Genomic DNA, 14,245 nt, shown 5'->3' with positions numbered 1-14,245 from the left:
TTCGGACCGCCCGTTCCCGGACCTCAGGCGAATATCTCTTCGATGTCGCTTTCGTCATGATGACCCCATTCTCTCAGGAATTGAGGTCTCCGGGAAAGTCGGCGCGGTTCATATTCACGGCATCTACTTGGCTTGGGGAAGCGCTTCTCGTGACGACTCCAGCGCTTCGGCCGCCTCATTCAGACGACGCAGCGCTTGGCGAACGCCCGCCAAATTCGGATCCAGTCTACGGCCGGTCCCGTCAATCACCAGGACGTCCTGCGTTTCAGGGTCGAACAGAGCGCCGTCCCGCTTTTGCGGCACCTGCGGTTCGGGCAAGCTGTTCTGCGGTGCCCCCTCGATCAACTGCTTGAGGCTGCGCGGCGAATCCTGCGATCCGGCAGAAGCCGGCGTCGCCGCAGCCGCCATGATCGCGCAGATGGTCAGTAGACGAAGAAACATCGCTCAAATCCTCGGGTTGGTCTGGCTCGATCAAAGCGAGCCTTCGTACGCCTCCACGAGACCCATCACATTTGGCAGCGGCATCCGACATCAACCGAGCCTGGCTTCCGCGCCGGGCTCTTTGGTGAGGATTTCGAGCATGTTCACTGGAGCGGACGGCAAGGCGAACTGCCCGAGGATGATCCGGCAGGCGCGTTCGAGATTGTGGTGGCCCCGAATGATATTCGCCATGTCCGGGAATCGGTCTTCAAGGATCATGCCTTGCGTCGCAGATAGCCACGCGGGTTGAGCGTCATCAGAAAGCGTTCGCAGTCCGGATCCGGCTCGAAATCGGCATTCTCCTCAAGAAACGCATCGACGGCCTCCATCGGACCGGGGCCGAAGTCGGGCAGGGCGGGATGACCGTTGACGTTGGTGTCCTCGACGATCAGATAGCCGCCGGGCTGAACCAGTGGCGCGTAGGACTTAAGTTCCGCAAGCACATGGTCGCAGCTGTGATCGCTGTCGAGCACGATCAGGCACCGTTCGTCGCCCACGATCGCGTCGATCCGGGCACGGATATCTGGATCGAGACTCGATCCGTCGAGATAGGTGATGCGCTCATGCGCGGGCCGGATCGCGGAGAGGCTCTGGTCGATGTCGACCGTCACCACATGTCCGTGGCCGATCTCCTCGCAGAGGCTGGCGAAGAACCGCGCGCTGCCGCCGAAGCGCGTACCTGTCTCGATGATGACGTCCGGCTTCTGGGAAATCACCAGCTCCTGGTAGATCCACAGGTCGAGCGGGCATTTCAGGGTTTCGTAACCGAGCCAGCCGACCGAGATTGTCTGACCGCCCTCGCTCCATCGCCGGTAGTACAGCTCGTGAAAGCGCCGGATCGTCTCGAGCTCCTCTTCCCGCAAGCGGGGTCCGGAGGGGGACGGCCTGTAAGATCCGACGTTCTTCGGGCGGGTAAGCTTCTTCGAGGTGAATGGCCACATGAGCAATCTCCGAGAGGGTAAGCGAGCCGGCACAGGCGGAACTGCGGGAAGGGATCTAGGACTTGAATGCCGTGACGGGCCGCGAGACCCGGGATCGCCTCGCGCGGGAGGCTCTCTAGCGAGAGCGCCGGCTAGCCCGAGACTGGTGCCTCTTGCCCAAGATATGGAAAGGTCGGCAGTCGTGAATCCATGCCCAGGGCCGCGCCGCCCAACGTTTCTGGCGCCCACGCCGTGGACGGGAAGTTAGCCGCGCTCAAGCCCTGCTGGGCTCGCCTTCGGCTGGCTCGGGCACGTCAGGGGGAAGGGGAGACGCCTCGGGAAAGATCGAGGAGAGCAGACTTGCCGCCCGGTGATCACCAGCCGCCGCGCCGCGCGCAAGCCAATGCCGGCCTTCTTCCATGTTCCGGTCAGGACGCCAGTGCGCATAGAGCTCGCCGAGCGCTGTCATGGCCACCGCCTCGCCGGCGTCGACGGCCTTGCGCAGCCAGCGTTCGGCCTCGGCGAAATCCGGATCGCATCCGAGTCCTTGCATCAGGAAGCGGCCGAGGTTGACTTGGGCGAGGGCGATGTCGGCCTCGGCGGCCTGCCGCGTCCAGACCAGCGCCTTGTCGTAGTCCTGTGGCACGCCGTCGCCGGCGGCATAGCCGGCGCCGAGCCGAAACTTCGCCATGGCGCTTCCCTGCTCGGCCGCCTGCCGATACCATTCCATGGCTTGGCGCGCGTCCTTTATCCTGCCGAGGCCGCCCTGCGCGAGAACGCCGAGGCTGTAGACCGCATTGGTGACGCCTTGGCTCGCCGCGCTCTTGAACAGCGCCTCTGCGGCCTTGAAGTCCTGCTCTCCCCCGATCCCTTCGGTGAGCATCGCGCCGAGCCTGTACTGCGCTTCCGGGTCGCCCTGGTCGGCGGCGCGGGTGAGCCAGGTCCGGGCAAGACCGGCATCCTTGGGAACGCCGATGCCGGTCAGGAACAGGAGGCCGTACAGGCGCTGCGATGCCCGGTGGCCGAGCTCGGCGCCCATTCTGTACCAGTTAGCTGCCTCGACCGGATTGGCCTGACGATCGGGGGTTCCGTTCTGGTGAAGATCGCCGAGCAGTGCCATCGCCTCGGCGTCGCCGAAGAGAGCGGAGCGGCGCAGCAGCGTCTCCCCGAGGGAGATATTCCGCTCGACGCCCATTCCGTGCAGATACAGCTGGCCGAGGCATCGCTGCGCGTCGCTGTGCCCGAGATCGGACGCCTTCTGGAACCAGCGGGCGGCCTCCGCCTCATCGCGCTTGGCGGCAAAGCCGTACAGATGTTCGAGGCCGAGATAATGGGCGGCTGTCGCCGTGCCTAGTTCGGCGGAGCGGCGGTAGAGCTCCTTCGCCCGGTGATGGTCGGGTTCGCCGAGCCAGCCACCGGCAAGCAGCGTTCCCAGGCCGAGCAGAGCCTGGGGGTTATCCTGCGTTGCCGCACGCTCGTACCAGTGTGCCGCAGTCGAAGGATCCGCCTCGCCGCCCCATCCGGCGGCAAACAGATAGCCTGCGAGCGCCATCGCCTCGACGTGGCCCCTCTCGGCAGCGCGGAGTGCCCAGCGCCGGGCCTCGGTATGATCCGGCTCGACACCGAGCCCGTTCGGAAAGAGCACCGAATAGGCGGCGGTGTCGTTAGCCATCTCCGTCGGCATGCGGGCCCCATAGGTCAGCACAGCGGCAAGAAGGTACTGGGCGTCAATGTGGTCCTGCTCGGCCGCACGGCGCAGCCACATAACCGCGTCCGGAGGGCTGCCAATGACGCCTCGGCCGGTTTGGTAGAGGCGCGCAAGTTCGAATTGGGCCTCGGCGTCGCCCGCCCGGGCAAGCTCGACGAAAAGCCGCGAGGCCTTGCCATCTTTGCCCTTGGCGAGGAGCCGGCGGGCCTTGGCCAGCTTACTGGCATCGTCCGTGTCGAAGCCGACGGCCGTGCACAGCTTGCCGAGAACCCCGCTCATGGCTCGCGCAACCCGTCCGAGAACGCATCGGTGAGGCCACCGGTGAGTGCCGCGAGGATGCTGTGGTCGCCGACGACTATATCCGCGGTGACCGGCATGCCCGGAATGAGCCGGAAATCCGGCGGCACGTTCCGAAGATTGGTCTTCTCTATTGCGACCCGCGCGCGGTAGAACACTTGGCCGGCATTCGGTCCCTCGGACCGCGTGAAGGAGTCCTGGCTAATTGTCGTGATCTCGCCCTTTGCGGTACCGTGTTCGCCGAAGGGATAGGCGTCGAACTTGATTTCGACCTTGTCCCCCACGGCGACGAAGCCCTGGTCGGCGCCATTGATCTCGACTTCCAGCTCAAGCTTGGCGTCAAGCGGGACCAGGCGGAATACCTCCTTGGCCGCTTCGATGACAGATCCGACCGAGACCGGAGCGACATCGAGCACTACGGCGTCGCTGACCGAGCGCAGGGCCACCAGATTGCGGCGGTAGGTCGCCTTGGCAAGTTCTTCGGTGACGCCGCTGAAATCCTGTCTCGCCGTGACCAGCTGATTGACGGTATCAGCCCGCCATTTCTCCTTGAAGGTATCGCGCTCGGCCTGCAAGGCCTCAAGCCGGTGCTTTGCTGCGGCCGTCACGCCGTCGGCTTCTGCCAAGGCTCGCTCCACGGAAAGGCGATTATCAACCGCCTCGATCGAATTCAGCCGGCTGCCGGCGGAGGCCTTCTCCAGCTTCGCCTTCATGGCTACGATCTCGCCGAGCAGGGCAAAGCGCTTGGTAAGGAGGTCGCTCTCTTGCGAACTCTGCTCGATCTGACTGTTCGCTTCAGCGATCTGCTGCTCGAAGTTCGACAGGCTGGCTTTGAACTCGGCCATGCGGTGCCGGTGGATCGCCGTCTGCAGCTCGATGAACTCGTCGCTGTTGGATGGAGCGAAGTCCTTACCCGAAACTTCCGCCTCCAGACGGGCGATCTGGGCGCTGAGGCTCGTCGAGCGTCGCTTCAGAGCCGCCACGTCGGCATCGCTGATGGTCGGATTGAGGCGCGCCAGGACTTGGCCCTTCTTGACCTTCTGGCCGGGCTGCACCTCGATGCTGTCGACGACCGAGGTCTCCAGCGGCTGGACCACGATGGTGGGCGTCTTGGAGACGACCATGCCGCGCGCAGTCACCACGCGCTCGGTGTGTAGAGTTGCCGCCATCAGGATAGCGCCGCCGACCATGGCCGCGAACAGGGCAACCGCGCCACGTGCCCAGACCGGGTCTGGCGCTTCCGTGATCTCGGCGGTCTGAGACTGGAAGTGACCGATCGCCGTCTCGGCGTCGCGCTCCTTGGCGTCAGGCTTCTTCAGTCTGAACTTCATTCCGATGTGCCCCACCAATGTGGCGATTCTGCTGGAACCAGAGCTGCCGATAGATTTCCGAGTTCGCCAGAAGGTCCTGATGACCCCCAGTGTCCACGACGCGGCCGCGCTCCATGACCAAGATTTGGTCGCAATCCGTAAGAGATGCTAGCCGGTGCGAGATGACAATGACTGTGCGCCCCTTCGCAATCCGACGCAAATTGGCGTTTACGATGGCCTCGCTGTCGGGATCAAGGGCGCTCGTGGCTTCATCGAGGATCATGATCGCCGGATCGAGTATCAGAGCCCGAGCAATCGCGATGCGCTGCTTCTGGCCGCCCGACAAATTGGACGAGCCCTCAGTGATCAACGTGTCGTAGCCGCGTGGAAGACGCTCGATAAATTCTTCGGCACCGGCCAGACGCGCCGCCTCAATCACCTCTTCGAGAGAGGCGTCGGGCTTGGCCGCCATGATGTTCTCGCGGATTGTGCCTTGGAAGAGGAAATTGTCCTGGAGCACGACGCCGAGATTGGATCTCAGATGGTAGAGATCGATCTCCTTCAGATCGACGCCATCGATCTTGATGAGGCCTTCGTAGTCGAGATTAAGTCCTTGCAGCAGACGGGTAATTGTCGTCTTGCCGGATCCGGAACGGCCCATGACGCCGACGACAGTCCCCTGCTTGGCTTCGAATTCGACCCCGTTGAGCGCGTAGCCGGTCGCTCCCGGATAGCGAAACCTCACATTAGAGAAGATGAGGTGCCCCTTGATAACCGGCCGTACGCCAACCGAGCCCTCGGGCCGCTCCGGAGCACCGTTGACCACAGATCCGACCATGGCGACCGCGCCGCGAACTTCGTGGAATTCCTGCAGAAGGTTCGCCATCTGCACGAAGGGCGCGACGGCCCGGCCCGCCACCATCACGAAGAAGATGAGGGTGCCTGACAGGACTGGCTCGGTTCCAGTCAGGACGAGTGCCGCACCGAGCAGGAGAGATCCCGAATAGACGAGCTTTTCCAGCGGATTTAGCATGGTCTGCGGCTGGTTGCCGAGAAGCTGGAAATCGGTGTTGGCTCGCACGGCCTCGGCGACATGTTCGTCCCACTCGCGCCGCTTGCGCCCTTCAAGGGCCAGCGACTTGATCGTGCGCATGCCATGGATGGATTCAATTAGGATGGTGTTCTTGCGGGTCTCAGCCCCGATCACCTTGCCGTAGGAGCGCGCCATCGCCGGAATATAGGCCGCGACGATCAAGCACATCACTATGCCGATACCGAGGACGGTGAACGCCATCCGTGCGCTGATGAGAAACAATGCCGGGATGAGGAAGATGAGCACAAAGCTGTCGAGCAGCGTGTTGAACAGATTTCCGGTTATGAAGTTGCGGATGCGGAAGATCTGGGTAACGCGGTAGGACAGTTCGCCAACAGGCATTCTTTCGAATATATCGATCGGCAGGCGGAGGATCTTCTCCATAATAAAAATGTTGAGCCGCGCATCGATCTTGGCGGTTCCCTTGGCGACAAGGTAGCGTCGTAGAAAGGAAAATGCGGTGTCGAAGATGAGATAGAAGCCGACAATCGTCGCCAGAACAATCAGCGACGACATTCTATGATAAAGAAGAACGTTGTTGGCGACAACCATGAACAACATCGGCGGCACCAGCGCAAATACCGCCAAGACCAGGGCTGAGAGCGCGACGCTGCCAAAGATACGCCGCTCCAGGATGAATTCCCGGATCAGAAGGTTCCAGCTGAAGTCGCGGTTCTGAAGGCTCTCTTCCTGGCGCCGCTTGAAGAGCAGGACTGAGCCCGACCAGACCGAGTTCAGGCGGATCTCGTCGACGAGGACGGGAGCGGCAGACGGCGCGCTGGGATCTTTGACGATCGCCACGTCACGGCCGCCGCTCGTCTCGAAGCCGACGAGGAGGAGGGCCTGCCCGCCATCGAGCCGCAGGACGACCGGCAGCGCTTCCTTGAGGCGGCCGAGCTGGGTCCATTTCAGCTGGACCTCGCGCGCATCGAGGCCATTCTGCTTGGCGATCGTGATGAGGAGGCTGTTGTCTGCCTCGCCCTCTCCCACCGTGAAGTCACGGATCAGCTGTTCGAAGGACAGATGGACGCCACGCTGGCGCGCCGCCAGGATCAGTGCCTGGAGCGCCGTATGTCTGGCTGTTTCACGCTCACGGCCACCGGTCCCCGACGAGGAGGCGGGCTCAACCGACGCTTCTGCAGTCTCTGCTGGAACGGCAGGTTCTACGACCTTCAACGCGGAAGACATCGATCTTATTCGCTTTTCTGCTGTCGATCACGGATGGTCCTTACCCTATACGGACTAATTTTACCAGAACCGACTGCAGTGCCAAAGAAGCGGGATAGTGTGCATTGATCGTCGCTCGCGGCGTGGCCACGTCAAATCCCGTGGCCCGTCGAGCGCTGCCCGGATCTGCCTCCCGAGGCTGATACTGCACCAGCCCGACTGGCACTTGCGGGGCTGCTTATCGTAGGAGGTGTGATAACGATTCCCGTGCAGGCAGTGTGTGTCGTTATCGAGAAAGGATGCAGACATGGAGTGGCTTCAGGGCGGTGGGCCCGAAAGACGGTGTCCGGCGTGCCATGTAAGCGAGCCGACGCATCGGGTCTTGCGTATCCGTTCGGCGCTGCCGCCGCATCCCGATCTGGAACTCGAGCGCTGTCAGGCCTGCGGCAGTGCCTTCTTCGCCGATTTCGAGGTACCGGCCTATGAAGACGCCTGGGGCGGCGAGGCCGCCCTCGCCTTCTATCAGGAGCAGGGCGCGGGCGTAGACGTCATGCTCGCCTCGCTCTATGCCGTGTCCCACGACAAGACCAAGCGGTTCCTGGAGATCGGCTGCGGGTTCGGCTTCTCAGTGGATTTCGCCGCTCGTATCCTCAGCTGGGACGCACGCGGCATTGATCCGGGTCCGGCGGCTCGGCTCGGTCGCGATCTCCTCGGCGCCAACATCGACGACGCCTATCTTTCGGCCGAGGTCGCGCCCGGCACGAAGGTCAGCGATCTGATGCTGTGCTCGGAGGTCATCGAGCACATCGAAGATCCCGATCCCTTCCTCAACACGCTCGCCGCCAATCTCGCGCAGGATGGCACCATCCTCTTCACCACGCCGAACGCCGATGCGATCGTACCCGAGACGAGCCCGGCAACGCTCGCGCCGCTGCTCAGCCCCGGCTACCATGTCATCATCTATTCGCCGAAGGGGTTGCGCATCGCCCTCAAGCGTAACGGCTTCGACGCGATTGAGGTCGCCGACTGGGGACATTCCCTGCGCGCCGCCGCCGCCAGGGGCAGCGTCAGAGCCGATTTCTCGGCGCCGCTCGATCGCACCGCCTACCGCCGCTATCTCGATTTGGTCGCCGCCCGTGCGAAGCAGGCCAGCCCGCTCTCTCTCGGCATGTACGGACGGCTTCTGAAGGAACGCGTCAATGCCGGCGAGTACGAGGCCGCCGCCGCGACGCTCGAGCCGATCCGCACGGCGCTCCGAGAGCGGTGGGGCCTCGACCTCGACGCGCCGGAGACGATGCCGCTGGACGGATCCATGCCCGGCTCGCTGGAGGATCTCCACCGCATTCATCCCTTCAATCTCGCAACCCTCCTCTACATGACCGGCATGTTGTTCCTCGTCCGCGACGAGCGGCAGAAGGCGTTCGCTGCCTTCACCGCGGCGGCCAAGGCTGCCGACCGGGTGCGCACGGTGCTTCGGGCGATCGGGTCGGACGACGGCGAGACCGAGGAACTCGGCTGGCGCAGCCGGGCCGCGATGGTCAGGCTGGCGGCGAAGCGGGATCCGGACGGGGCAGCGCCGGCGCTGGAGCGCTTCGCCAGCGAGGCGAGGCCGCCGCTGAACGAGCGGCCGCCGCTTCGCATCGTCGACGATCTGCGCCGGGACGTCTTCGTCCTCATGGTCAATGACGGGCGTCATATGGCCGCCGATCGCCTGGCCGCGGCTGTCGAAAAGGCCGGTCTTCCAGAAAATTCGGCCGGGGTGTCGACAGGTTTCGCCCTCGGCCTTCTGGAGCTGAACCACCGCAACTCGCCGAAGCGCGCCATGCAGCATTTTGAACAGGCCCGCGCCCGGCAGGAGCGGCTTGCTTCCGCCCCCTATTCCAGCCGGTCCTTTGTCTGGGCTCTGCGCTTCCACGAGGGCCTTGCGGCTTTGAAGGCCCGTGAGCGGGAGCATGGCCGCGAGGCTCTTGACCCCCTGTTACAGGCGACGGCCGCTTATGGCGAAGCTGATGCGGCATACGCCGAACGCGCACGCACCCTCGCGCGCGATCACGGTCTGATCCGCCGAGGACATTGACATGTCGCGCTTCCTGTCAGCGTCACTGCGCCTGCCGCTGCAGCTGCGCGTTCCCTTCCATGCCATCCGCGGCTGGTTCCGGCTGCTCTACGCACAAATCATGTATCTGGCGAGCTTCCTGCGCAAAGGTCCCTATGTCCATCGCGTCAGGCCTGGCGCGCAGAGCCTGGACAATGCGAGGAACGTCTGCATCGTCGTCCATTTCGACCGCCAAGGTCGGGTCCACGACTTCCTCATGCACTATCTCTACCAACTGTATGGCTACGGCTTCGAGCTGATCTTCGTCAGCAACGCCAAGGAGATCGATCCCGAGGACGTCGAGCGGCTGCACGAGATCTGCGCCCTGATCGTCGAACGCCACAATGTCGGCTACGACTTCGGCGCTTGGAAGGATGGGATCGCCCTGATCCCCGACCTTGGCTCGGTCAACCGGCTGCTCCTCGTCAACGACAGCGTCTACGGCCCAATACACAACATCGCTACCTCGCTCGACCGGATGAATCCGGAGGACGCCGACGTCTGGGGCATGACCGACAGCTGGGACTTCAGCTTTCACCTTCAGAGTTATTTCCTGCTCTTCCATGCCGCCGCCATCCGCTCGAAGGCGTTTTCGCGGTTCTGGGCAAAGGTGCGCTACGTTCAGTCGAAGACCTGGGTCGTGCGCCGCTACGAGGTCGGCCTCACCCACGCCATGAGTCGGGCGCGACTGCGATGCCGGGCGGCCTTCCCCTATCGTGACTGCGCGCGCGCGCTCGTGCGCGCGGTCATTGAGGAAGGGGCCGAGGCGCAGCTCGATTCGGTTCGTCAAACCTTCGTGCGCCAGATGTACAAGGCCATCGATGCCGGAGTGCCATTGAACGGCACCCATTTCTTCTGGGACTATCTGATCGCCAAGATGCAGTTCCCCTTCATCAAGCGTGAACTCCTGCAGAAGAACCCGGCTCGCATCCCGCTCCTCACCTATTGGGAGTCGGTCATCGAGACGAGTTCGGACTACGACACGAACATGATCCTTCATCACTTGGAGATGACCCTGAAGAACCGCACGGTCTGACCCAGCCTCCGCCTGAAGGCCGCGCGACTTGCGCCCCTGCGACGCTGCAAGTTCCGCCCTTCAGTGATCTGATCCTATCTCGGCCCTGCGCGCGCTGGCCTCCGCCCCACAATCATCCTATACGGATGGTTGTGGGGCGGGCGAAGATCAAAGCGAGGCGGATCTGGCCATCCGCACGGCGTCCCCGGTAGACGATCCTGCCGTTTCAGCGGGTCCTTCCACCCTGCCGGGCGGCGGCATCACGCTTATGATGGGATGGCAATGACCTTTTCCTTGACCGACCTGCGCGCACGACTGTCCCGGCGCCCCGCCCTCCTCGCGATCGCCGAGCGCTTTCGCTGCGACGTCGAAACGCTGGACGGCATTGATTTGCCGCTCAGCGGCGCACCTGAGGGCGCGCGCCAGATCGACGTCCTCATCCGCGACCCGCAAAGCGGCCGGTCGCGCCATGCCTCCTGGTCGATGGGCGGGACGGGCCCTGCCGGATCCGTTCCGATAAGCTTTTCGCCGATGCCGGTACCGCGCGCGGGCATCCTCGATCTCGCCGTCGCCTTCGATGCGCAGATGGTTTCGTCCGCCGCCCTGTGGGAGGAATTTGACAGGATCGCCGGCACGGACCGTGAGCCGATCACCATCCCCTGCCGCGCCGCGCGCGTGCCGGGCGAGGCGCCTTTGACCGTGACACGCTTCTGGTGCGACAAGAACGGTCTCTTCGTCGAGGGCGAGATCCTGCGACCCGCGGCCGAGCTCGGCGCGGCCACCCTCGTTTCGGGCGAGGACAGAGCGAAGCTTGAGATCGTCCCGCTCGGAGCCGGGCGCTGCCGCTTTTCCGGCTACCTCGCCTGGCGCGCGGGAATGCCGGTCTTCTTCGCCCATGAGAGCGATGGGGAGATCGCGGTCCTGCCGCTCACCCTGCCGCGCGGTGACCTGCCGGCCACGCGCTGGAAGGGGCGCGACGAATGGGACGAGACGCTCGCCGAGGCCATGGATGCCGAGGATGCCGAGGAGAGCCAGGCGGCGGCCTCGTTCAAGCATTTCGTCCGCAGCGCCGATTCTGCCGCCATGACCGTGGTCGAGGTCGGCGGACGGGTGGTCGGTGATGCGAGCCAGGCGATGCGGCGCTTCATGCCGCAGGCGGGCCGCTTCATCAGCGTCGACATCCATGCCTCCGAGCATGTCGATGTCGTGGGCGACGCCCATTATCTCGACGAACTTCTCGGCCGCGAGAGCGTCGACGCAGTCTTCTCGCTCTCGGTGATGGAGCATCTCGCCTATCCCTGGCTGTTCGCGGCGGCCGTGAACCGGGCGCTGAAGCCTGGCGGGCTCGTCTTCCAGAGCACCCCACACACTTGGCCCCTGCACGAGACACCGAACGACTTTTGGCGCTTTTCGGACGAGGCACTGAAGATCCTGTTCGGGCCGCAGACCGGCTTCGAGATCATCGACGCGGGCATGGTCAACCGGATCTGGCTCTATCCGGAGGAGCGTCGCGGCGCCTTCGTCGACATGCCGTTCAACTATGGTTATGGGAACGCCTATATTTATGCACGCAAGACGCGAACAATCGATCCAGGCGCCGTGACTTGGCCGGTGGACGCGGCGGCGAGCGACGTCCTCGCCCGCAGCTATCCGCAGGCAGACCGCGCCAGCCGCGGTAGGTAGGAATTTGGCGGGCGCGAGCAACAGAGGTGGCACGACAAATCTGGACAGCGGCCCTAGCAGGCTGCTGAAGAAGTACCACGGATAGCGTTGAGGATGGCTTCGTCGCCATCGTGGTAGGCGAAGGTGATCTCTGGAGCGGTCATCGAGGAGCTCGGCAAAGCCCTCGCCGGAGACCTCGTGCATGTCGTCGTCGCCGATCTAGGTGAAGGAGACGGTCGAAGGACTGTAGCCGAGATCGAGGCCGGCTTGCGGGGCGCCGAAGGCGATCTCGCCTTGGTTCTGCGCACCGACGGTCATCGTGGCGGGGCCGCAGAGATCGACGTAGGCACGGTCCCACAGGTCGGCCTCGACGATCCGCCAGCGCCCGACGAGCTTGCAAAAAGCCGGGGCGCTCGTGGCGAAACCGCCAGAAGCCTTGGCAGGCGGATGAGGTTGTAGGCGGCCGCCGCGAAGGAGAAGGCCCAGCCCGTCCGCTCGACGCCACGGAACCGGCTGTTGCGAAAGCCGCCCACCGTTCGATCCAGCCGAAGGCCTCCTCGTGTCGTGGCCGAAGCAAAACTGGTTCTCCCGCACTTTGTGTGGTCATGTCGGTGCCAGGACACGCTGACGAAGGAGGTCAAAGCCAGCTCGGCCGTACATCGTTCGCTTGATCATTTTTAGCCGGCTGATCTGCCCTTCGACCGGGCTGGTCGTCCACGGCAATTCGATGGCCGCGGCGACCGCGTCGGCGTCCCGGGAAAGCGTGGCGGCGAAGCGCGCCAGCGGCGTGCCCGCGGCATCCTTGAACCAGTCGAGCAGACTTTCGTCCGATTGGCGACGCAGCAGCCTGGTGAGGCGTCCGACCAGCTCCACGACGGCGGACAGTTCGGGGATCTTCTGCCTGATGTCGTCGACGAAGCGACGGTCCTCGCCGGCAAGCTTGCCGAGATCGCACTGGAGCAGCCGCGTCGTGCGGTTCGTCGAAGGCGGTCGCCATCGACGTCCAATCGGACCTTGTTCCGCATCGAGCCGATCGGCGCCTTCGCGCCGGCGACAGGTCGCCCAGTCTCGAACGACGCGTGGACGGATGTCGGCGCCCTGACGCGCCAGTTCCCGGCCAAGCTCGGCGCTATTTCGACACCCCTCTTGCCAGCGCTGCTCGAGATAGGCGCGGTAAGGATCGATTGCCTTCGCCCGCTTCGGCTTCCGCCACCGCGGTGGTCCACTCTGGCCGATCCACCGCCGCACCGTCTTGCGATCCAACCCCAGGGCCCTCGACACTGCCGCCTGACTGGTGCCGGCTGCCAGGAGCTGCATCATCTCGACGTACTTCGCAGCCCGCGGTGCATGGCGCGCCTGACTCTCGCGTTCGGCCGCCGTCGGCATCCGTCTGGTGACGCTTTCCCGGTGCGCGACCTGTCGTTCAGCCGTGCGAACCGCGTTGGCGATTTCCTTGATCCGCCGATGGTGGGCGGCGACGGCTACCTGGAAGACGGCGCTGACATTGCACAAAAGGTGCCACCGATCGACGACCTGCCGCGCTCCGTGAGCTCCGCCGCGAATGCCTTCGGCGAAGACCTCCGCGCGATCACGCGCGATAACCTCGATCGTGGGACGCTCCTTCAGCCAGGCCGCCAGCGTCTTCGCATCCCGGTCCGGAAGCAGGTCGATGATCTCATTCCGTTCCAGATCGACGATCATCGTTCCGTATCGCCGTCCGCGGCGCCATGCCCATTCATCAATGCCGACGACCCGCGGAGCTGCGGCCGCGGCCGCGGGGACCCCGGCACGAACGAGACGCAGGAGCGTGTCGGCGCTCGTGCNGTATCGCCGTCCGCGGCGCCATGCCCATTCATCAATGCCGACGACCCGCGGAGCTGCGGCCGCGGCCGCGGGGACCCCGGCACGAACGAGACGCAGGAGCGTGTCGGCGCTCGTGCGCATGCCGAGACGATGCGACAGTCGTTCCGCGGCTTCGCCGCCAAGAGCAAGCCCCAGATGACGCTGGACTTCCCGCAGTCGCTCGGAGCGACGTGCGAAGGGTCGGGCGAGAGCCTGCACAGGCTCGGAGAAAGTCCGTCGTCCGCAGGAAAGGTTCTGGCAGGCGAAGCGGCGCAGCTGAATCCGCAGACAGACCGGTTTCCCCTGCCACGGAAGATCAGCGACGATGCGGTCATAGTGCCCATGACACACCCGCGACGGCATTCCGCAGCCCGGACACGACACCGGGAGAGCCTTCAAGCGGCTGCATATGATGATCCGATCCGGATCACTGACAATCTCCACGACATGGATCATGTCTGGAACAAGGGGAAGAAGGCGCCGGCCCATCGGAGGATCCTGGATTCATTGCGAATCCAGCGATGTGTCGCTCGCGACCAAAAAGACTCGTCGCGCTCCACACAAAGTGCGGGAGAACCGCAAAACTCCCCAGAAGTGCGCTTGAATCTTCCCCAGTTTAGCGCTGCCGCCGGTCTTCCGGGGCGCGCCCCGGAAGA

Annotated in this window: 10 protein-coding genes and 1 pseudogene; 3 read left to right on the top strand and 8 right to left on the bottom strand. The window is 64.2% G+C overall.

Features of this window, described 5'->3' with window-relative positions; translation table 11 throughout:
* Positions 1–123 precede the first annotated feature (123 nt).
* From AB5S17_RS22930 to AB5S17_RS22905, 6 genes are all read right to left on the bottom strand, one after another.
* Positions 124–441, bottom strand: coding sequence for a hypothetical protein (locus AB5S17_RS22930; RefSeq protein WP_369243506.1), 318 nt, complete (start codon positions 439–441; stop codon positions 124–126).
* A 90-nt stretch (positions 442–531) separates the two neighbouring features.
* Positions 532–699 (bottom strand): hypothetical protein, encoded by a 168-nt coding sequence (locus AB5S17_RS22925; RefSeq protein ID WP_369243505.1) that lies wholly within the window; start codon positions 697–699, stop codon positions 532–534.
* The gene (locus tag AB5S17_RS22920) at positions 696–1,421 is read right to left on the bottom strand and encodes a CmcI family methyltransferase (protein ID WP_369243504.1); all 726 of its coding nucleotides are present in this window, start codon (positions 1,419–1,421) and stop codon (positions 696–698) included. Before AB5S17_RS22920 ends, AB5S17_RS22925 begins: the two co-directional genes overlap by 4 nt.
* Before the next feature lie 253 nt (positions 1,422–1,674).
* Positions 1,675–3,387 (bottom strand): hypothetical protein, encoded by a 1,713-nt coding sequence (locus AB5S17_RS22915; RefSeq protein WP_369243503.1) that lies wholly within the window; start codon positions 3,385–3,387, stop codon positions 1,675–1,677.
* Positions 3,384–4,736, bottom strand: a complete 1,353-nt coding sequence (locus AB5S17_RS22910) for an HlyD family type I secretion periplasmic adaptor subunit (protein ID WP_369243502.1) — start codon at positions 4,734–4,736, stop codon at positions 3,384–3,386. Before AB5S17_RS22910 ends, AB5S17_RS22915 begins: the two co-directional genes overlap by 4 nt.
* A complete protein-coding gene (locus AB5S17_RS22905; RefSeq protein WP_369243501.1) occupies positions 4,711–6,996 on the bottom strand; it encodes a peptidase domain-containing ABC transporter in 2,286 nt (761 codons plus the stop codon). The genes AB5S17_RS22910 and AB5S17_RS22905 overlap by 26 nt, the downstream gene beginning before the upstream one ends.
* A gap of 361 nt (positions 6,997–7,357) precedes the next feature.
* Here AB5S17_RS22905 and AB5S17_RS22900 point away from each other — a divergent pair, with 361 nt between their 5' ends.
* From AB5S17_RS22900 to AB5S17_RS22890, 3 genes are all read left to right on the top strand, one after another.
* Positions 7,358–9,052, top strand: a complete 1,695-nt coding sequence (locus AB5S17_RS22900; RefSeq protein ID WP_369243500.1) for a class I SAM-dependent methyltransferase — start codon at positions 7,358–7,360, stop codon at positions 9,050–9,052.
* Between the two features lies 1 nt (position 9,053).
* Positions 9,054–10,106 (top strand): rhamnan synthesis F family protein, encoded by a 1,053-nt coding sequence (locus AB5S17_RS22895; protein ID WP_369243499.1) that lies wholly within the window; start codon positions 9,054–9,056, stop codon positions 10,104–10,106.
* A 261-nt stretch (positions 10,107–10,367) separates the two neighbouring features.
* Positions 10,368–11,768, top strand: a complete 1,401-nt coding sequence (locus tag AB5S17_RS22890) for a methyltransferase domain-containing protein (protein WP_369243498.1) — start codon at positions 10,368–10,370, stop codon at positions 11,766–11,768.
* 401 nt (positions 11,769–12,169) lie between these two features.
* Here AB5S17_RS22890 and AB5S17_RS22885 read toward each other — a convergent pair.
* A pseudogene (locus tag AB5S17_RS22885) lies at positions 12,170–12,321 on the bottom strand (IS5/IS1182 family transposase); the annotation flags it as partial.
* Positions 12,322–12,350: 29 nt separating this feature from the next.
* Positions 12,351–13,952: an ISL3 family transposase gene (locus AB5S17_RS22880; RefSeq protein ID WP_369243507.1), complete on the bottom strand. Its 1,602-nt coding sequence runs from the start codon at positions 13,950–13,952 to the stop codon at positions 12,351–12,353.
* Positions 13,953–14,245 lie beyond the last annotated feature (293 nt).

It is taken from the genome of Jiella sp. M17.18, assembly GCF_041027365.1.
Taxonomy (GTDB): Bacteria; Pseudomonadota; Alphaproteobacteria; order Rhizobiales; family Rhizobiaceae; genus VKMB-3413.
The sequence above is the reverse complement of the archived record's forward strand: the minus strand, read 5'-3'. Positions and strand labels throughout refer to the sequence as shown.